The sequence below is a fragment of the Promicromonospora sp. Populi genome (genome assembly GCF_041081105.1).
Taxonomy (GTDB): Bacteria; Actinomycetota; Actinomycetes; order Actinomycetales; family Cellulomonadaceae; genus Promicromonospora.
Genome location: NZ_CP163528.1, coordinates 292,893 through 312,020 on the forward strand (window position 1 = coordinate 292,893; position 19,128 = coordinate 312,020).

At 72.9% G+C, this 19,128-nt stretch carries 15 protein-coding genes; 7 read left to right on the plus strand and 8 right to left on the minus strand.

Going from position 1 to position 19,128, the window contains the following annotated elements:
- Positions 1–54: 54 nt before the first annotated feature.
- Complete coding sequence (gene lexA / locus AB1046_RS01325; RefSeq protein ID WP_369375539.1) at positions 55–804, minus strand: transcriptional repressor LexA; 750 nt, start codon at positions 802–804, stop codon at positions 55–57.
- A 249-nt stretch (positions 805–1,053) separates the two neighbouring features.
- Between lexA and AB1046_RS01330 the strand changes: the two genes are divergently transcribed.
- From AB1046_RS01330 to AB1046_RS01350, 5 genes are all read left to right on the plus strand, one after another.
- A complete protein-coding gene (locus AB1046_RS01330; RefSeq protein WP_369371982.1) occupies positions 1,054–1,491 on the plus strand; it encodes a LysM peptidoglycan-binding domain-containing protein in 438 nt (145 codons plus the stop codon).
- Positions 1,492–1,629: 138 nt separating this feature from the next.
- Positions 1,630–2,100 carry a transcriptional regulator NrdR gene (gene nrdR / locus AB1046_RS01335; protein WP_357463254.1) on the plus strand — a complete coding sequence of 157 codons (471 nt, stop codon included), beginning with the start codon at positions 1,630–1,632 and terminating at the stop codon, positions 2,098–2,100.
- Positions 2,101–2,214: 114 nt separating this feature from the next.
- Complete coding sequence (locus AB1046_RS01340) at positions 2,215–2,442, plus strand: DUF5302 domain-containing protein (RefSeq protein WP_369371983.1); 228 nt, start codon at positions 2,215–2,217, stop codon at positions 2,440–2,442.
- 195 nt (positions 2,443–2,637) lie between these two features.
- Positions 2,638–9,663 (plus strand): amino acid adenylation domain-containing protein, encoded by a 7,026-nt coding sequence (locus AB1046_RS01345; protein ID WP_369371984.1) that lies wholly within the window; start codon positions 2,638–2,640, stop codon positions 9,661–9,663.
- The gene (locus AB1046_RS01350; protein WP_369371985.1) at positions 9,660–10,556 is read left to right on the plus strand and encodes a pyridoxal-phosphate dependent enzyme; all 897 of its coding nucleotides are present in this window, start codon (positions 9,660–9,662) and stop codon (positions 10,554–10,556) included. Before AB1046_RS01345 ends, AB1046_RS01350 begins: the two co-directional genes overlap by 4 nt.
- A gap of 4 nt (positions 10,557–10,560) precedes the next feature.
- On the opposite strand, the gene AB1046_RS01355 is transcribed toward AB1046_RS01350, so the two are convergent.
- From AB1046_RS01355 to AB1046_RS01375, 5 genes are read right to left on the minus strand one after another with little or no spacing between them, the layout of a single operon-like run.
- Positions 10,561–10,803, minus strand: a complete 243-nt coding sequence (locus AB1046_RS01355; RefSeq protein WP_369371986.1) for a ferredoxin — start codon at positions 10,801–10,803, stop codon at positions 10,561–10,563.
- The gene (locus AB1046_RS01360) at positions 10,800–12,026 is read right to left on the minus strand and encodes an NADH-ubiquinone oxidoreductase-F iron-sulfur binding region domain-containing protein (protein WP_369371987.1); all 1,227 of its coding nucleotides are present in this window, start codon (positions 12,024–12,026) and stop codon (positions 10,800–10,802) included. The genes AB1046_RS01355 and AB1046_RS01360 overlap by 4 nt, the downstream gene beginning before the upstream one ends.
- Positions 12,023–12,577 (minus strand): ferric reductase-like transmembrane domain-containing protein, encoded by a 555-nt coding sequence (locus AB1046_RS01365; RefSeq protein ID WP_369371988.1) that lies wholly within the window; start codon positions 12,575–12,577, stop codon positions 12,023–12,025. Before AB1046_RS01365 ends, AB1046_RS01360 begins: the two co-directional genes overlap by 4 nt.
- Entirely contained in the window at positions 12,570–13,484 is a 915-nt protein-coding gene (locus tag AB1046_RS01370) for an FAD:protein FMN transferase (protein ID WP_369371990.1), read from the minus strand. Before AB1046_RS01370 ends, AB1046_RS01365 begins: the two co-directional genes overlap by 8 nt.
- On the minus strand, positions 13,484–13,732 hold the full coding sequence (locus tag AB1046_RS01375) for a hypothetical protein (RefSeq protein WP_369371991.1): 249 nt from the start codon (positions 13,730–13,732) through the stop codon (positions 13,484–13,486). Before AB1046_RS01375 ends, AB1046_RS01370 begins: the two co-directional genes overlap by 1 nt.
- Before the next feature lie 142 nt (positions 13,733–13,874).
- Between AB1046_RS01375 and AB1046_RS01380 the strand changes: the two genes are divergently transcribed.
- Entirely contained in the window at positions 13,875–15,146 is a 1,272-nt protein-coding gene (locus tag AB1046_RS01380; RefSeq protein ID WP_369371992.1) for a glycosyltransferase, read from the plus strand.
- Positions 15,143–17,068 carry an ArnT family glycosyltransferase gene (locus AB1046_RS01385; RefSeq protein WP_369371993.1) on the plus strand — a complete coding sequence of 642 codons (1,926 nt, stop codon included), beginning with the start codon at positions 15,143–15,145 and terminating at the stop codon, positions 17,066–17,068. Before AB1046_RS01380 ends, AB1046_RS01385 begins: the two co-directional genes overlap by 4 nt.
- Positions 17,069–17,073: 5 nt before the next feature.
- Here AB1046_RS01385 and AB1046_RS01390 read toward each other — a convergent pair whose 3' ends face one another.
- Both AB1046_RS01390 and AB1046_RS01395 read right to left on the minus strand, forming a co-directional pair.
- Positions 17,074–17,718 carry a trimeric intracellular cation channel family protein gene (locus tag AB1046_RS01390; protein ID WP_369371994.1) on the minus strand — a complete coding sequence of 215 codons (645 nt, stop codon included), beginning with the start codon at positions 17,716–17,718 and terminating at the stop codon, positions 17,074–17,076.
- A 7-nt stretch (positions 17,719–17,725) separates the two neighbouring features.
- Positions 17,726–19,021 carry a cytochrome P450 gene (locus AB1046_RS01395; protein ID WP_369371995.1) on the minus strand — a complete coding sequence of 432 codons (1,296 nt, stop codon included), beginning with the start codon at positions 19,019–19,021 and terminating at the stop codon, positions 17,726–17,728.
- Positions 19,022–19,128 lie beyond the last annotated feature (107 nt).

A 19,128-nucleotide genomic window follows, 5' to 3' on the forward strand; every position in this document is an offset into this window, starting at 1 on the left:
TTCGTGCCAGGTCGGCATCCGAACACAACCCCGTTCTCGTCGTCCGGGAGCGGTCTACAGGGAGCGGAGGACCGCTACCACGCGGCCCAGGATCCGCGCCTCGTCGCCCGGGATGGGCTCGTAGGCCGGGTTCTGCGGCAGCAGCAGCACGTGCCCGTCGGTCTGCTTGAACGTCTTGACCGTGGCCTCGCCGTCGAGCATGGCCGCGACGATCTCGCCCTGCTCGGCGACGTTCTGCTGCCGCACCACTACCCAGTCCCCGTCGCAGATCGCGGCGTCGACCATCGAGTCGCCGGCGACCTTGAGCAGGAACAGGTCACCGTCACCCACGAGCTGGCGGGGGAGCGGGAACACGTCCTCGACGACCTGCTCGGCGAGGATCGGGCCACCGGCCGCGATCCGGCCGACGAGCGGCACGTACGACGGCGGCGGGGTGCTGGCGTCGTCGGGCACCGAACCGCCCCAGTGGACCTGGCCGCTGCGCCGCGGCTCCGGCCAGTGGATCTCACCGCGTGTCGGCTTGTCGACCTGCTCCGCCAGCGGCTCGACGAGCTCCATCGCGCGCGGCCGGTTCGGGTCGCGGCGCAGGAAGCCCTTCTTCTCGAGCATCTGGAGCTGGTGCTTGACGCTCGACGGGCTGGCCAGCCCGACGGCCTCGCCGATCTCACGCATCGACGGCGGGTAGCCCCGCGTCTCGAACGACTGCCGAATCGTGTCCAGCACCAGGCGCTGCCGCTCGGTCAGGCGGTCGGTCGGCGAGATCGCGTGTACGTCAGCGACCGCCTTGTCGCCTGGCGCGTCCAGCGTGGCGACGCCGGAGTGCGCTGTGTCGACCGCTCTCGTGTCGCTGGTCCCGTCCCGTCCCGTCATGCCCGTGCCCCTCCCGTTCCGACAAATGTTCTCCCCTGCGCGACCCACTCTAGATCACAAACTCACATCCATCAAACGAATGTTCGAGCGTGTCTCGACATCGACGGTGTCCCGTGCTACACAATGGTACGTGCGTTCGACGAACGCGTGTATGAAGAATTCGCGAAACTCGGAGGAGGGGCCATGGGGGACGTGATCCCGCTGAGGCAGTACAGCCCGACGTTCGGGCAGGCGCATACACCTGCACCCCGGCTGGTCGCCGTCCCGGCGTACCCCCGGCAGGCGTACAACCGGCAGGAGCCGCGCACGTTCGCCGACCGGCTCGGGCTGGCCGGCCTGCGGCTCACGCGCCGCGGTCGCGCGGTCCTGGTGCTGCTGGCGATGCTCCTGGTCGCGCCGATGGTGACGTGGGGGGCAACCGCCGTCGCCAGTACCGCCGGTGAGCCCACTCAAGTTCGGGTGCACGCGGTGCGGCCGGGGGAGACGCTCTGGGGCTTCGCACGGCAGGTCGCGGAGCCGGGCGAGGACGTCCGGGCGGCGGTCGGCAGGCTGCAGGAGCTCAACCGGATGTCGTCGGGCACGCTGCGGGTCGGTGAGCTGCTGCTCCTCCCCGAGGAGTGACCAGAGCCCTTAGGAGTGACCAGAAGCCACAATCCGCCGTCAAATGTTGCGGCGATGTTGCAAGGTGGTGGTTTGCCCGCTTACGGTCGGGGCGCGACCGGAGGCCTCCGGTCGGTGGTCGACCACGCAGGAGTGAGCATGCACTGCCCGTTCTGTCGCCATGCCGACTCGCGCGTGGTGGACTCGCGGACCGCCGACGACGGCCTGTCGATCCGGCGCCGACGGCAGTGCCCCAACTGCAACAGACGGTTCACCACCGTGGAGACGGCGAGCCTCTCCGTCGTCAAGCGCTCCGGCGCCACCGAACCTTTCAGCCGCGACAAGGTCGCCGCGGGGGTGCGCAAGGCGTGCCAGGGCCGTCCGGTGAGCGACGACGACCTCGCGATCCTGGCTCAGCGGGTCGAGGAGACCCTGCGGAGCAACGGCAGCGCCGAGATCGACGCTTACGAGGTGGGCCTGGCGATCCTCGGCCCGCTGCGTGAGCTCGACGAGGTGGCCTACCTCCGGTTCGCGAGCGTCTACCAGTCGTTCGACTCGCTCGAGGACTTCGAGAGCGCCATCACGTCGCTGCGTGCCGAGCGCGCGGAGCGGGCCGCCGCCCAGGCCTGACGCCTGAGCGGCACAAGGTTTCGTAAAACTTTGGCAGCCTGGCGCTAGGTGGTGCAGGCTGGGCAGACGACGGACCCGATCGAGGGACCCCCGAAACAAGAGGAGGTGATCGGTGTGACGGACGACAAGCCCAATGCCGAGGAGGCCGAGGTCCAGGGCGCTGAGGAGCCCAAGGCCCCGACCGCGCCGAGCACGGATGCGAAGGCGCGGTTCAAGGAGGCGCTGGACCGCAAGAACGCGGCTCGGCAGCGCACGTCCGCGGGCGACGTGAACACCGGTGCGGTGCACGGCTCGGAGACGACCGGCCCCGTGCAGAAGATGTTCCGGCGCAAGAGCGGCTGATCCTCGGTGGTGGAGGCCGCTGAACCTGGTTAAAGGCCAGGTCAGCGGCCTTTGTCGTGCCCGCGAGGGGGTTGATTTGACCGTTTAGGCCCTGTTCAAGTGGGGGACATCCGCGAGCTATCCCCCGGATGCTTTCGACCAGTTCTGTGACGCTGCGTCCCGCACAGCACCTCAGCGAACTGAAGAAGGAGTCCGGTGACTCAGACAGCGCAGGCCCCTGCGTCCGTGGTGGACCTCTGGGCCGCAGTCGCCGCACAGGCCCGGCGGACACCGAACGCCGCGGCACTGATCGACGGAGCCGAGGAGCTGACCTACGCGGGCCTTGTCGCCCGGGTCGCCGAGACGGCGGACCGGCTGGCCGCAGCCGGCGTGCGGGCGGGTGACCTCGTCGGTGTGCGCCTGCCGCGCGGCCGGGACGCCGTCGTGGCCTTCCTGGCCACGTTGCGCAGCGGCGCCGGGTACGTGCCCCTCGACCCGGCCTACCCTGAGCCCCGCCTGCGGATGATGGTCGAGGAGACCCGGCCGAGGGCACTGGTCACCGCCGAGGGAGTGCTGCCGCTCCCCGACAGCGTGTCCCAGCACGAGCCGGCCTACGTCATCTTCACCTCCGGCTCCACCGGTCGGCCCAAGGGTGTGCTCATCGGTCGCGACTCGCTGCGCGAGTTCAGTCGCGTGTCCGCCGAGCAGTTCTCACTGGGGGAGGGCGACCGGGTGCTGCAGTTCGCGTCGCTGAGCTTCGACGCCAGCGTCGAGGAGATCTTCCCGACGCTGAGCAGCGGCGCCACGCTGGTCCTGCGCGACGACGACATGATCAGCCGCCCCGACCTGTTCCTCGACCGCTGCGGCGTGCTCGGGATCACCGTTCTCGACCTGCCGACCGCGTACTGGCACGAGCTGGTCTCGGCCCTCGACCGCGGCGAGGCGGCGCTGCCCGCCGCGGTGCGCTGCGTGATCATCGGCGGCGAGACCGCCCGGCCGGACGCGGTGCGCCAGTGGCAGCAGGCGGTCGGCACCACCGCACGGCTCTACAACACCTACGGCCCCACCGAGACCACCGTCAGTGCCACCTTCGCGGACGTGACCGAGTGGTCGGGCAAGGTCGTGCCGATCGGCGTCCCGCACCACGGAGTGACCTGCCGGGTGGGCGACGACGACGAGCTGCTCATCGGCGGCACCGGCGTGGCCCAGGGCTACCTGAACCGGCCGGAGCTGACCGCCGACCGGTTCGTCACGGGCCCCGACGGCGCGCGGGAGTACCGCTCGGGTGACCGCGTGCGCTGGGCGGACGGGCAGCTGGAGTTCCTCGGCCGGCTCGACGACCAGGTCAAGATCCGCGGCCACCGGGTCGAGCCCGGCGAGGTCGAGGCAGTGCTGCGCACGATCGCGGACGTCGACGACGCGGTGGTGCTCGTCGACGACCGCCGCGGCCGCGCCCGGCTCGTGGCACACGTGGTCACCGCCGCCGAGACCGACCTCGACGGCGTGCGCGGCGCGCTGGGCAACGTGCTGCCCGCGGCACTCGTCCCCAGCGCCCTCGTGCGCCACGCCCGCCTCCCGCTCACCCCCCAGGGCAAGATCGACAAGCTGGCGCTCGCGGCGGTGATACCCGCCGAACGGACCGCCGAGACCCTAGGCACGGCCCCGGAGCGAGCCGCAGCGGCGCTGTTCGAGGAAGTGCTCGGTACGGCGGTGACCGGCCCCGCCGACGACTTCCTCGCCCTCGGCGGCGACTCGCTGGACGCGGTGCGCCTCATCGCCGGCCTGCGCTCGCGGCACGGCGCCGCGCTGACCCTCACCCGGTGGTATGCCGACCCGACCGTCGCCGCACTCGCCGAGGTGATCGCCGGCGCCACCGACATGTTGGACGCCACCCCAGCCGGGCTCGCCGAGGACGTGCCCCACCCCCTGAGCCCCATTCAGCGCGACCACTGGATCGCCGAGCAGGTCTGTGCCGACCTCCCCGTCTACACCCTGGGCATCCGGTACCGCTGGACGGAACCGGTGGACGTGCCGGCCTTGCGTCGCGCGCTGGCCGAGCTGGCCCGCCGGCACCCGCTGCTGCGGGCCCGCTTCCCGGACGACGACGCCGAGCCGAGCCTGCGCATCGACCCCGCCGCGACGGTGCCCCTGACCGTTGGCGAGCCGGACCGGGCCGCCGTCGACCACCGCGACGGGCCAGTGGCGCACGCATTTCTGCACGGGGAGGAGCTCGTCCTGCTGGTGCACCACCTCGTGTTCGACGGCTGGTCGGCCGGTGTGTTCGGCCAGGAGCTCGCAGCGCTCTACCGCGCGGCGCTCTACGGGGGTGCCGACGTCGGTATGTTCGATGGCGGCGCGGCGGACGGCGGAGCGGGGGACAACCTGAGCGTCGTCGCCGGACTGGCCCCGGCCGCCCCCGCGCCAGACCTCGCCGGCCGTAGCGCACTCGCGAAGGCGGACCCCGCGCTCGTCTCCTACTGGCAGGACCGCTTCGCTGGCGCCGACCTCGGCCTGGAGCTGCCCGCCGACCGTCCGCTGCCCGCCGTCCGCTCGTACGCCTCCGCGCGCCTGACCCGGTCGATCGACCCGGACCTGCTCGACCGCCTGCGCCTCTTCGCGGGCGAGCAGCGCGCGAGCCTGTACATGGTTGTCGTGGCCGCCCTCCAGGTGGTGCTCCGGCGCTACACCGGGCGCACCGACGTGACCGTGCTCACGCCGAGCGCGGGCCGGTCGGCGGGCGAGCTGGCCTCGGTGATCGGCCCGGTGCTGAACACCCTTCCGCTGCGCGGGAACGTAAGTGGCGAGCCGACGTTCGGTGAGCTCGTCGCCCGGGTGCGTGACGCGGTGCTCGGCGACCTGGATCATCAGGACCTGGGGTTGCCCGACCTCGTGGCCGCGCTGTCCCGGTCCGGCGCCGGCAAACGCCTGAGCCCGGTGATGCTGACGGTGCACAACACCCCGGTGCCCGACGACCCGATCCTGCACTACGCCGGCGAGCTGCCGCCGGTCGCCTCGATGGTCGACCTGGCGATCGGCCTGGACTTTCCCGCCGACGGGGCAGTGCTCTACGCCGACCGTGCCGTCGAGCTGTTCGACGCCGAGCGTGTCGACGCGCTGCTGGGCCACCTCCTGACGGTGCTCGACGCCGCTTCCCGCGGCGCGACGGCCTCGATCACCCGGCTGCCGCTGCTCACCGACGTCGAGCACCGCCGCATCGTGCACGACTGGAACGACACCACCATCCCAGTGCCGGACGCCGCCGCGGTGCACGAGCTGTTCGAGCGCCGCGTCGCCGCGAATCCCGGCGCGCCGGCGCTCACCGTCGGGAGCGAGACCGTCAGCTACGGGGACCTCGACCGCCGGGCCAACCGGCTGGCCCGGCGGCTGCGGGGCGAGGGTGTGCTGCCCGGTCACCGGGTCGGGATCAACCTCGACCGCGGCATCAACCTGTTCGTCGCGATGTGGGCGGTGCTCAAGGCCGGCGGCGCCTACGTGCCGCTGGACCCCGCGTACCCGCGCGAACGCCTGGCCGCCATGCTGGCGGACAGCAACCCGACGGTAGTGGTCGACGACGCCTACCTCGCCACCGCCGCGCCCGATGACGACAGCGCCCTGCCGCCCGCCGCGGGCACGGACGATCCCGCGTACGTCATCTACACCTCCGGGTCGACCGGCACCCCGAAGGGCGTCGTCGTCACCCACCGCAACCTGGTGCACGCCGCCGGCATGTGGCAGGCGGCCTACGGGTTGCGGCCGGAGTGGACGTACCTCCAGGCGGCCAGCTTCTCGTTCGACATGTTCGTCGGCGAGACCCTGCGTGCGCACACGGCGGGCGGGCGCCTCGTCGTCGCGCCGCGCGAGACCATGCTCGACCCAGCCGACCTCTACGCCCTGATGCGGGCCGAGCAGGTGCGCACCACCGAGCTGGTGCCCGCGGTGCTGCGCGCGCTCCTCGACCACGTGGAGGAGACAGGAGGAGACCTCGCCTTTGTGCACCTGCTGATCGGCGGCGGCGAGAAGTGGCACGTCCGGGAGTACCGGCTGGCGCAGCGCCTGGTCGGCGCGGGTAATCGGGTGGTCAACTCCTACGGCGTCACCGAGGTGACCGTCGACAACGTCTACTTCGACGGCTCGGTGGACCACCTGACCGACGACGCGCCGCTGCCCATCGGCCGCCCGTTTCCCAACAACCGGGTAGCGGTGCTCGACGCCGGCGGGCAGCCGGTGCCCGCGGGCGTGGTGGGGGAGCTGTACCTCGGCGGGCTCGGTGTCACCGCCGGCTACTACGAGCGGCCCGACCTGACGGCACAGCGGTTCGTCCCCGACCCGTTCGCGGACGAACCCGGCGCCCGGATGTACCGCACCGGCGACTCGGCCCGCCTGCACCGCGACGGCACGGTCGACTTCCTCGGCCGGCTCGACGACCAGATCAAGGTCAACGGCTACCGGATCGAGCTCGGCGACGTCGAGGCGGCGCTCAGCACGCTGCCCGGCGTGGTGACCTGCGCGGCGGCCCTGCACCAGCGCCCCGGCGAGCTGGCGCAGCTCGTCGGCTATGTGGTGACGCGCGACGACGCCGACGCCGACGAGGCCGCCCTGCGGGACCTGCTCGCCGCCGGGCTGCCCGGGCACATGGTCCCGGGCCGGATCCTCACGCTCCCTGCGCTGCCGGCCACGCCGAACGGGAAGCTCGACCGGCGCGCCCTGCCCGCCCCCGGGGACCAGGGACCGGCCGCGGGACCGCAGCCGCGCACCGCCACCGAACGGCAGATCGCTGCCGTCTGGTCGGAGATCCTCGGCGTGGAGGCGCCCGGTATCGACGACAGCTTCTTCGCCCTCGGCGGGGACTCGTTCGCCGCCCTGAAGGTGGTGCGGCGCATCGACCCGTCGCCCAGCCTGGTCGAGCTCTACCGGAACGCCACGATCCGCCGGCTCGCCGCCGTCCTCGACGAGCGCGCCGACGGCGGGCCCGCTGAGCAGCGGCTCCTGCACCGGCTCACCGAGGCCGACGCCGACCTGGCCGGCGGCGGGCACACGATCGTGGCGGTGCCCTACTCCGGCGGCAGCGCCGTCGCCTACCAGGCGCTCGCCGACGCCGTCCCCGCCGGGTGGGCCCTGCACGCGGTCGAGCTGCCCGGCCACGACCGCTCCCGCCCCGACGACGTCCTCGAACCGCTCGACGTGGTCGCCGACCGCATAGTCGCCGAGCTGGGCGAGCTGGAGGGCCCGGTCCTGCTGTACGGGCACTGCCTCGGCGTCGCGCTCACCGTGGAGGTGGCGCGCCGCGCCGAGCAGGCCGGCACGCAGGTCGAGGGCGTCGCCCTCGGCGCGGGGTTCCCCACCGCGCGGCTGCCCGGGCGGGTCTTCGACTGGATCTACCGGAACCTGCCGATCGACCGCCTCTCGTCTGACCGCGAGTACCTGGAGTACCTGCGCGCCCGGGGCGGCTTCACCGACCTGGACGACGACGGGCAGAAGGCGTTCACGCTCCGCAACGTGCGTCACGACGCCCGCGACGCCGAGGAGTACTTCACCGCCGCCTACCGCGCGGAGCTGGAGCCGATGCGGGCGCCGGTGCTCTCCGTCGTCGGCGCACGCGACCGCGTCACAGAGCACTACCAGGAGCGCTACGAGGAGTGGCGGCACTTCACCGACGGTGCCGTCGGCCTGGCCGTGCTGCCGCGCGCCGGGCACTTCTTCGTCAAGGACCACGCGCGGCCGCTCGCGGAGACGCTCGTCGACTTCGTCGCCGACCCCGGGGCCATCGCCGACGTCGGCCAGTCGTCGCCGGGTGACGCGCTGGACCAGGCCGAACGGTCCCGTCCCGCGGCGCCCGTCGTCGAGCCCGACCTGCGCAAGTTCGGGGTAGTGGCGTTCGGCCAGCTGCTCTCCATGGTCGGCAGCAGCCTGAGCAGCTTCGTGCTGAGCATCTGGGTGTTCCAGCAGACCGGTTCGATCACCGACTTCGCCGTCGTCAACGCCGTCGGCCTGCTGCCCGGAATCATCGCCGGCCCCTTCGCCGGAGCGGTCGCCGACCGCTGGGACCGGCGCAAGGTCATGCTCACGAGCGACACCGTCGCCGCGGCGGCGATGATCGCGCTGCTCGTGCTGCTGCTCACGAACGGCCTCAACCTCTGGCAGGTCTACCTGACGGTGTCCGTCACGTCGCTCGCGGGTGCCTTCCAACGACCCGCCTACCTCGCCGCTGTCGCCCAGCTCGTGCCCAAGCGCTACCTCGGGCACGCGAGCGGCATCGGACAGCTCGGAGCGGGCGTCGGCACCGTGTTCGCCCCGATGCTCGGCGCCTCGCTCATCGGCGTGATCGGCATCAGCGGGGTGCTGCTGCTCGACACCGTGACCTTCGCCATCGGCGCGCTGACGCTCCTGCTCACCCGGTTCCCGGACCTCCTGTTCCGGCGCCGGCAGGAGAGCTTCGGCACGGAGATACGCAACGGGTGGCGCTACATCACCCGCCGGCCCGGGCTGCGGTCCGCACTGCGCTACTTCGTCATCGACCACGTCTTCTACGTCCTGGGCTTCGCCGTCATCACCCCGATGCTGCTCGTCGAGCAGCCCGCTGCGGTCATGGGCACCGCGCTCGGGGCCGCCGGTGCCGGTGCGCTGCTCGGCAGCGTCGCGATGGGCGTCTGGGGCGGCACGGCCCCGCGCACCCACGGGATGCTCATCTCCATGGGGGTCGCCAGTGTCGCGATGACGCTCGTCGGGCTCACCACGGAACCCGCCTTGATCATCGCCGGCATGTTCCTCATGGGCGTGGGGGAGTCGCTGGCCGACGGGCACTGGACGGCGATCGTCCAGGGCAAGGTCGGCCTCGAGCTGCAGGGCCGGGTGCTCTCACTGTTCATCACCCTGATGATGGTGACCGTGCCGATCGGCTACCTCGTCGTCGGGCCGCTGGCGGAGCGGTACGTCCAGCCGCTCCTGGAACCGGGCGGGGCGCTCGCGGACACGGTCGTCGGGCAGCTCGCCGGCGTCGGGCCCGGACGGGCGCTGGCCCTGCTGATCGTGCTCAGCGGCCTCCTTCAGGTCGGGTGGGCGGTGTTCGGCTGGTGTGACGCCCGCCTGCGCCTGGTCGAGGACGAGCTGCCCGACGCAGTGCCCGCGGGCGAGATCGGCTCGCGCGACGACCTGCAGCGCGAGGCGGACGAGCTGCTCGCCGCGACCACCGGTCGGAGACCTACCACCGGTCGGAGATCCCGCACCGAACCGGAGCCGTCATGACCACGATCCCCGGCACGCTGGACACGACCTCGACGATCGTCGTCGGTGACCTCCTTCCCGGGACCCGGGTGGTGCTCCGGGACGAGACCCGGTACCCGTCGGGCAGCCACAAGGAGCCCGCCGCCCACGCGGTGATCGCCGCAGCCCTTGCTGCGGGCCACGACCGGGTGGTTGTCGGTTCGTGCGGCAACTACGGCAAGGCCATGGCCGCCGCCGCGGCGGCCGCGGACCTGACCTGCACCGTTGTCCTGCCCCTGGACTGGAACGACGGCGGCGAGTTCATCGAGGCGGCCGGTGCCGACGTGCGGTTCGTCCCGGGCGGGTACGAGGACGCCGTAGACGCGGCCCGGCTGTTCGCGCAGGAGACGGGCGCGGCGGACGGCAACGTCGACGGCCCCTACCAGGAGGCGGTGCTCGACGGCCACGGGAGCGTCGTCGACTCGCTCCACGGCGCGCTCGCGGGAGCGCACGCCGCCCTGTGGCTGCCGATCGGGAACGGCACCACAGCGGTCGCCCTGCATCGGCGGCTCCGTGAGCTGCGCTGGACCGTGCCCCTGCACGGGGTCGGCTCACCCGGCAACAACCCCATAGTGACGAGCTGGCCAGGCGCCTACCGGGTGTTGCCGAGCGACGGCGTGGTCACGACCGAGCACAACGAGCCGCTGGTGAACTGGCACGCGCTGCACGGCCCCGAGGCGCTGGCCGCTATCGCCGACACCGGCGGTGCGGTGCACGGGGCGCACGACGACCAGCTCGTCGTAGCCCGGGCGGCGCTGGAACGGTACGGCGTGCAGGCCTCCGCGTCCGGAGCCGCGGGGCTTGCCGGGCTCCTCCAGCATGCGCGTTCCGCTCCCGTGAGCGGGGACCAGGTCGTGCTGGTGACGGGACGCTGAGGGTTCAGCGGTCGGCCTCGGTCGTCAGGCTCAGGGCGAGCAGCGGGCACAGCGCGACGGCCTGTTCGGCGTCGGCCGTCAGCTTGGCCGGGACCCGGACGAGTGCCCCGCCCGGCCCGGGCCGCGCGGTCTGGCTCGGCAGGGGATAGCCCCACTCGTCCCGGACGAGCAGCCTGGGCAGCAGCTCCGCGCAGAGCCCGCGGCCGTCGCACCGGGTCCAGTCGACGTGCAGCCCGCTCCGGCTCATGACCGCCTCCCGACGACGGCCGTGCACCGGCCGTGGGTGTGCGCCGCTACCTCCTCGGCGAAGACGTCCAGCGCGCTGAGCACCAGGCGCCCGGTGCCGTCCGGGTGGTGGCACGCGCCGCGCCCCGCGACGGTGGTGGTCAGCCGGGCGATCCGGTCGGTCGTGCCCGAAGGTGGCCGACCGGCGGCGAGCAGGTCGACGGCGCCGGCCAGCGCGGGCAGGCCGAACATGCATGGCCCGCACTGACCGGCGGACTGCCCGGCGAGGTAGCCCACGATCTCGGCAGTCGCACGCAGGCCGCAGCTACCGGCGCCGAGCGCGACGATGATGCCTGCTCCCGGCGTAGCGCCGCCCGACGGCGAGAGCGCCGCGCCCAGCTCGCCCGCGGGCAGCCACTGGCCGTGGTAGCCGCCGACCAGGACCGCCGAGACCTCCGCCGGGTCGGTCTGGCAGGCCCGGAGGACGTCCGCCACCCGGGTCCCGCCGGCGATCTCCAGGACTCCGCCGATGCGGACGTCGCCGGAGACCGTCACCAGCCGGGTCCCGGGGTCGTCCGGGGTGCCGGTGCCGCGGAACCAGGCCCCGCCATAGCGGGCGACCAGCGCGACGTGGGCCAGCGTCTCGACGTTGTGCACCAGGGTGGGCCGCCCGTGCAGCCCGGCTGCGCTGAGCCGGTGTCGCTTGTCGGTGGGCAGCGCGATGCCGCGCTCGATCGCGTTCACGACGGCGCTGGCCTCACCCGAGATGAACGTGTGCGGGGCGAGGACTACCTGCATCTGGGTGCCGTCCGGACGCTCGGCGAGGGCACGCCGCACCGAGTCCGCGCTGTCGGCGCGCACGTACAGGTACACGTCGTCCGCCGCCAGCGCGCCGGCGGCGGCCAGCAGCCCGTCGATGACCAGGTGCGGCGCGTGCTGCAGCAGGTTCGTGTCCTTCTGGCTGCGCGGCTCACCCTCCGCGCCGTTGCCGATGACCACGGGTTGGTGCCCGGTCGCCGTCGCCGTCAGCTTGCGCCACACCGGGAATCCAGCCCCGCCCCGCCCGGTCAGCCCCGAGAGCTCCAGCTCGCGCACCAGCCCGGCCCCGGGACGCTGCGCGGGCAGGGGCCCGTAGGCGGCCAGATGTGCCGCGAGACCGGCACTGCCGCCGGCGGCGAACGGCCAGGCGCCGTCGGGCGGGGAGGGCGTCCTGGTCGAGAGGACAACGGCCTGGGCGGTGCTCATCCAACCTCCTGACGGGACCGGGACGACTCCACGAACCAGCGCGACAACCGCCACCAGACGGCGCCCGCGACCGCGGCGACGCTCACGGCCGTGACGACGAGGAACCAGCCGGTGCCCGCGTCGGTGCCGTTGCCGATGCCGTGCAGCACCGCGACCGGCCACATGGCGTAGACCAGCCAGTGCACCGCCCGGTAGGTCCGCAGGCCCAGCCGGTGCCGCAGCAGCGCCGTGATGACGACGGCCAGCAGCAGGTCGAACGCGACGGTGCCGAGGCCCTGCCAGAACGGTCGGAACTCGCCGACGAACGGCACCACCAGGTCCGTCAGGGAGAGCTGGGCGAGCGGGTCGAACAGCAGCGTGACCACGTGCAGGCCCACGAACGCGGTAGCCGCCAGCGCGACGTCCCGGTGGACCAGCACGATGGCGAACCGGGGCAGCCCGGGCAGCGGCCGGCCGGACCGGGTCAGGATGCCGAGCACCACCGACGCGGTCAGCAGCACCAGCGCCGTGACGCCGCTGGCCCGGCCGATCGCCCAGAGCACCTCATCCACGGCGATCACCTCCGCCCTGCGCCGGCCAGCGGCCGACGGTGACCACCGCTGCCGCGCTGTCGACCAGCCGCGCGGTGACCTGGCGCGACGCGAGCCAGGCGGGCGCCCGGTGGCCGTTGACCACGGCGGCCGTGCTGTAGGCGTTGGCCAGCAGGCAGCTCGGCGCGACCACCGTGACGCTGCGCCACACGGGCGCGGCAGGCAGCCCGGTGCGCGGGTCGAGGATGTGGTGCACCTCCTGCCCGGCCCAGTCGTGCCGCCGCCGTCGTGTGCTGGAGGTCGCCATCGCCCAGCCCGAGCGCAGCGACACCTGCTGGGCCGGGTCGTCCGCGGTGTCCTGGACGAGCACCTGCCAGTCGAAGCCGGCGGCGCCCGCCGTCGCGATGTCACCACCGAGCGAGACCAGGACGCCCGCGCCGAATCGGTCGTGGACCGTGTGCGCGGCGAGGTCCGCGGCCAGGGCCTTGCCTGACGCGCCCAGGTCCAGCTCGACGCCGTCGGGCACGCTGAGCCGGCGGTCCCGGAGCCGGATATCGGCCCAGCCCCTGCGGGGCCGGACGACGGGGCCTCCGGGCTCCAGCGAGACGTCGACGACGTCGATGCCCCTGCCGAACCCGAGCGCGTCCAGCTCCGCGCCCAGCGTGGGGTCGACGGCGCCGTCCGTGCGACGCGCGGCCTCCAGCGCGCCCTCGATCAGCGCCGCCAGCATGGGGCTCACCTCTACGCCGCCGGCCAGCGCCCGCCCGGCGCGGGCCAGCTCGGAGTCGGTGCGATACCTGCTGCACGCGGCGTCGACCTCGGCCAGAACGCTCTCGACCAGCCGTACTGACGGCTCGAGCACCTCCGGCGCCGTCACGACGGCCGCCGTGGTGCTCCAGACCGGCCACTCGTGGCGGGCACTCCGCATCAGGATCCCGAGGACTGGGCGTCGGGTGCGCTCTCCAGACCGGGGGTCACGGGCGCACTGTCCTCGTCCGTCGTGTCCGGCACGGTGCCCGAGCTCGTGCCGGAGTCGGTGCCGAGGTCGGCGTCGTCGGCCTGCGCGGTGGCGGACCACAGCGCGGTGGCGGTGACGGCCGTGACCGCGACGCCGGTCAGGCTGACGACGGCGGTGGCGGCGACGGCTCGTCGTCGGCCGGCGGCGGGTGACAACATGTCGTGACCTCTTCCTGGACCCTGTTGCTGCTCGCGCCCAGGATGGTCGGGAAACCTTCGAGGATCCTTGGAGCCGGCCGTGGGTGGCCAGGGAGATCCGACTCTTAGGGCAGTCACAAACACGCTGATCACGCTGGTGTCTGTGACCAGCAGACCTGTTTTCACCCCATCGAACGTGCAGCCCGCGCCCGGCTCCACCGATCACGCGGCGACCGCTGTCGCTACCGCGACGGTGGAGATCGTGGTCCCGGTATTCAACGAGGAACGTTCCCTGCCCGGGTGTATCCGGGTGCTGCACCAGTTCCTCTCCGACGAGTTCCCCTATCAGTGGACGGTGACGGTCGCCGACAACGCGAGCACCGACCGGACGCTAGCCGTCGCGCGTGACCTGGCGGCTGAGCTCGACGGCGTCCGGGTGCGGCACGTGGACGGCAAGGGCCGCGGACGTGCCCTGCGCGAGGCCTGGGCGAAGAGTGACGCCGACGTGGTTGCGTACATGGACGTCGACCTGTCCACCGGCCTCGACGCGCTGCTGCCACTGGTGGCGCCGCTGGCCAACGGGCACTCCGACCTCGCGATCGGGTCGCGGCTGGCGCCGGGGGCACGCACGGTGCGTGGCCCCAAGCGGGAGCTGTTGTCCCGCGGCTACAACTGGCTGATCCGGGTGAGCCACGGCGCGCAGTTCTCGGACGCCCAGTGCGGGTTCAAGGCGGCCCGCACCGACGTCGTCCGGCCGCTGCTCACGCATGTCCAGGACGACGGGTGGTTCTTCGACACCGAGCTGCTCCTGCTCGCCGAGCACAACGGGCTGCGGGTGCACGAGGTGCCGGTCGACTGGGTGGAGGACGTCGACACCCGCGTGGCGGTCGCCTCGACCGTGTGGGACGACGTGCAGGGCCTCGTGCGCGTCGCACGCGAGAAGGCGTCCGGCCGTGCACAGGTGGCCGGCCTCCCGCGTCGTCCGGAGCCCCGGGCCGCGCACCCCGACGCGGTACTGGGCCGCCGGGAAGGCGGGCTGTCCTGGCAGCTGCTGTCGTTCGCGGGGATCGGGGTGGTCTCCACCGTCGCGAACCTCGCGCTCTACGCGATGTTCCGGACGATGTGGCCGGTCCTCGCGGCCAACCTGGCGGCACTGATCATCACCACGCTGTTCAACACCGAGGCCAACCGCAGGTTCACCTTCGCCGGCCGCCGCACCTCGACCGGCAAGGCGCACGTGCAGGGCCTCGTGGTGTTCGGCCTCTACTACCTGTTCACCTCAGCCGCCCTGCTCCTGCTGCACGCCGTAGAACCGGACCCCGCCCGTCTGGTGGAGCTGACGGTGCTTGGCGCCGCCTCGGTGCTCGGCACCGTGGGCCGGTTCCTGCTGCTGCGTGGCTGGGTCTTCCGCAACCCCCGAGAGAGGAACCTATGACAACCGTCGACCAAAAGCTGGAGACTGCGCCGCCGGACAGGCTCGACATCACTCCGGCGCGGACCGCGCCACCACGCACCCGCTGGGAGGGGCCGGCAGTCGGCGCGCTGCTCGGCGTCACCGGCCTGCTGTACCTGTGGGGGCTCGGTGCGTCCGGCTGGGCCAACGACTACTACGCCGCCGCTGTGCAGGCCGGCACCCAGAGCTGGACGGCGTGGTTCTTCGGCGGGCTCGACGCCGGTGGCGCGATCACCGTGGACAAGCCACCCGCCGCGCTGTGGGTGATGGGCCTGTCCGGCCGGATCTTCGGGTTCTCCACGTGGAGCATGCTCGCGCCGCAGGCTCTGATGGGCGTTGGTTCCGTCGCGCTGCTGTACGCGACGGTGCGCCGCTGGTCCGGCCCGGCAGTGGGCCTGTTCGCCGCGGCGGCGCTGGCGGTGACGCCGGTCGCGGTGCTGATGTTCCGGTTCAACAACCCCGACGCGCTGCTCGTGCTGCTGCTCGTGGTCGCCGCCTACTGCGTGGTGCGCGCGTGCGACGCCACCACCGCCCGGTCCGGCACGCTCTGGCTCGCGCTGGCCGGTACTGCCATGGGGTTCGGCTTCCTCACCAAGATGCTGCAGGCCTTCCTCGTGCTGCCCGCGTTCGCGTGTGTGTTCCTGCTGGCCGCGCACGCCCCGCTGCGGCGCCGGTTGTGGCAGCTGCTCGTGGCCGCCGGAGCGATAGTCGTCTCGGCCGGGTGGTGGGTCGCCACGGTGGCGCTCTGGCCCGCCGAGTCGCGGCCCTACATCGGCGGCTCGACCGACAACAGCGTCCTGGAGCTTGCGCTCGGGTACAACGGGCTCGCCCGCCTCGCGGCCGAGGACACGGGCCAGGCAGCCCCGGGAACCGGTGGCGGCGGTGCGGATGACCTCGCCGCCGGCCTTGGTCGACTCTTCGGCCCCGGGGTCGGGGAGCAGGTCGCGTGGCTGCTGCCGACCGCGCTGGTCGCGCTCGTCCTCGGCCTGGTGCTGACCCGTCGGGCGCCGCGTACCGACCGGGCGCGGGCAGGGCTGCTGCTCTGGGGCGGCTGGCTTGTGGTCAGTGCGGTGGTCTTCTCGATGATGGGCGGCAAGTTCCACCCGTACTACACCGTGACGATGGTCCCCGCGATCGGCGCCGTCGTGGCGATCACCGGCCGCGAGCTGTGGCGACGGCGGAACACCGAGACCGGCCGCGGGGGACTGGCCCTGCTGGCAGCGACCACCGGGGCCTGGGCCTTCGTGCTGCTGAGCAGGACGCCGGACTGGCACCCCGAGCTGCGCTACCTGGTCGCCGCGGCGACGCTCGTCGCGATCGTGGTGTCGCTCGCCGGGCGGGTGATGCGGGTCGGTCTGGTCGCCGCCCTGGCAGCGGCCCTGCTGGGCACCAGCGGCTACGCGATAGCGACCGCCGCCGCCCCGCACACGGGGGCGGAGCCCACCGCGGGCCCCGTGGTCGAGCCGGACGACGCCGACAGCGACGCCCGGGCCGCGGCCGTAGGCCCGGCCGCCGTGAGTGTCGAGCTCGTCGAGGCGCTGCAAGCGACGACCACCCGGTGGGCGGCAGCGACCGCCGGCGCCCAGTCCGCTGCTCCGCTCGAGCTGGCCAGCGGCGCCTCGGTGATCGGGATCGGCGGCTTCACCGGCACCGACCCCGCGCCCACCCTCGCCCAGTTCCAGGACTACGTCGCGAACGGCGAGGTCACCTACTTCATCGCCGGTGGTGTCGAGGAGGGCAAGACGGCGGCCAGCCGTGACGACGCGGCCGACGACGACGCAACCGACGACGACGCGGCGGCCGACCCGGCCGACGACCTGACGATCAGCGCCTGGGTCGCGGAGAACTTCACCGCTACCGATATCGGCGGCACGACCGTCTACGACCTCACCGAGGGGAGCTGACGGCGTCAGACGGCTGAGTGGCCGCCACCAACAGCCCGGCGGCCGCCCGCGGGCGGCGCCGTCCAGCGGTAGCGCAGCGACACCATCCGCAGGACGAACACCAGCACGGCGATCGCCGCGCCCGTGGCGAGGTTGAGCCAGCCCGCCCAGGAGACGAGGCTCGTGAGCCCGGCCCCGAGCAGGGCCGGGATGGCGTACAGGCCGCGGGCGCGGAAGATCTGCGGCACGTCGTTGGCGACGACGTCGCGGATGACGCCGCCACCGACGGCGGTCGCCACCCCCAGGACCGCGGCCGCCGCCGGGTGCATGCCCGCCGCGAGCGAGACGAGCGTGCCGGTGACCGAGAAGAGCGCCATCCCGGCGGCGTCGAACATGAGCAGGACGTCGTGGAAGCGTTCGACGGCGTGCGCGAAGAAGTAGACGACGACCGTGGCGACCACCGGGGGCAGGAGGTAGATCGGCGAGTCGAGGGCGCGCGGCACACCCTGGGCGAGCACCAGGTCCCGCAGGATGCCGCCGCCGAGGCCGACGCACGTGCCCAGCAGGAGCGAGCCGACGATGTCGAACTGCCGCCGGGCGGCGAGCAGCGAGCCCGATACCGCGAAGAAGAAGACGCCCAGGAGGTCGAGGGCGAGCGCCGTCCAGGTCACGGCCGGCTCACTGCGTGAACGCCGTCATGTCGGGCGGCCAGGCCCCCTGCGGCGGCTGCGCCTGCGGGGGCGGGAACGTGACGGGCAGGCGTGCGGGGAACCGCATCCAGGGACTGGTCGCCCACGTGACCTGTTTCGGGTCGCCGACGAGCTTCACCTGCAGGCGCTGGAGCAGCTCGGCGACCGCGATCCGCGCGATGACCCGCCCGAGCCGGGGCGCGGGGCACCGGTGCGGGCCCGCGCCGAACGAGAGGTAGGCGCGGTTGCCAACGGTGTCCCACGGGTCGTCGGACTGGATCAGCGGGTCATGGTTGGCGGCGTGCACGGCGACCACTACGGCCTCCCCGCGCTCGATCAGCTTGTCGCCGACCACCACGTCGCGCACGGCGAACCGGGGCATGAGGTTGGGGTTGGTCGTCGAGCGCCACAGCACCTCGTCAAGGGCGTCGTCGATGTGCAGCCGGCCCCCGGAGACCCGGTTGGAGAACCGCGGGTCGCTCAGGATCAGCACGAGGGTCTGTGCGATCCAGGCGAGCAGCGACTCGTTGGCCGCCAGGGTGATGGCGGTCAGCGTCTGGGCGCGTTCCAGGTCGCTCTCGAAGTTGTCGTGCACGGCCAGCACCCCGGCGATGTCCCGGGTGCCGCGCTCCCGGCTGTGAGCGATGTGCCCGGTGACGATCTCCAGCAGCTCGACGGTCCGCTCCCGTGCCGCGGCGCCAGCCTCGAAGATCGCCCGGGTGATCTCCTGCAGGCGCTGCGCCTGTCCTGGTTCGAGCCCGTCCAGCTCGGACAGCACCAGGAACGGGACTACCGCTGCGTACTCGGCGACCAGGTCCGCCCGGCCGCGGTCCTCGAACCGGTCGATGAGCATGCCGCACAGCCGGCGGGTGATGGCGCTCGCCCGGGTCTCGTCGACCTGCGACAGCGCGTCGTCGACGGGCGGCCGCATGCGGGTGTGCTTGACCCCGTCGGCGTCGGCGAGCGTGGGTTTCGGGGTGCGGGGGAGCACAAGGTGCAGCGCCGACTGCGGGCCGAGCAGGCCGGCGTCGTGCCCGCGCCAGATCGACGGGTCCTTGACGAAGCCGCGGTCGTCCCGCAGCACCCCGACCGCCTCGTTGTGGCCGAGCACCAACCACGCCGGCACGCCCGGCTCCAGGTCCACGGGGGCGACGGAGCCCCATCGCTTCCGCAAGCCCTCGTACACGGCGTTCGGGTCGGCGGCGGCGGTGGTCTCCACCAGCAGCGTGCGTTCGCCCGTGTCGCGCATCCTCGTCAGCAGGTCCGACGGCGGTCGTGCGGTCACGATTCCCCTCTCGGCGGCAACCTGGTTCCCCGCCATGTGACGGCGGGTTCAAGCCCTCGTCCCGGATGCTAACCGACGGAGGTTCGTAAACTCGGCACCTTTCGGGG

Coding starts and splice junctions, on each gene's coding strand:
- AB1046_RS01330 (WP_369371982.1), top strand. CDS start 1,054: ATGGGGGACGTGATCCCGCTGAGGCAGTACAGCCCGACGTTCGGGCAG.
- nrdR (WP_357463254.1), top strand. CDS start 1,630: ATGCACTGCCCGTTCTGTCGCCATGCCGACTCGCGCGTGGTGGACTCG.
- AB1046_RS01350 (WP_369371985.1), top strand. CDS start 9,660: ATGACCACGATCCCCGGCACGCTGGACACGACCTCGACGATCGTCGTC.
- AB1046_RS01355 (WP_369371986.1), bottom strand. CDS start 10,803: ATGAGCCGGAGCGGGCTGCACGTCGACTGGACCCGGTGCGACGGCCGC.
- AB1046_RS01360 (WP_369371987.1), bottom strand. CDS start 12,026: ATGAGCACCGCCCAGGCCGTTGTCCTCTCGACCAGGACGCCCTCCCCG.
- AB1046_RS01370 (WP_369371990.1), bottom strand. CDS start 13,484: ATGCGGAGTGCCCGCCACGAGTGGCCGGTCTGGAGCACCACGGCGGCC.
- AB1046_RS01375 (WP_369371991.1), bottom strand. CDS start 13,732: ATGTTGTCACCCGCCGCCGGCCGACGACGAGCCGTCGCCGCCACCGCC.
- AB1046_RS01385 (WP_369371993.1), top strand. CDS start 15,143: ATGACAACCGTCGACCAAAAGCTGGAGACTGCGCCGCCGGACAGGCTC.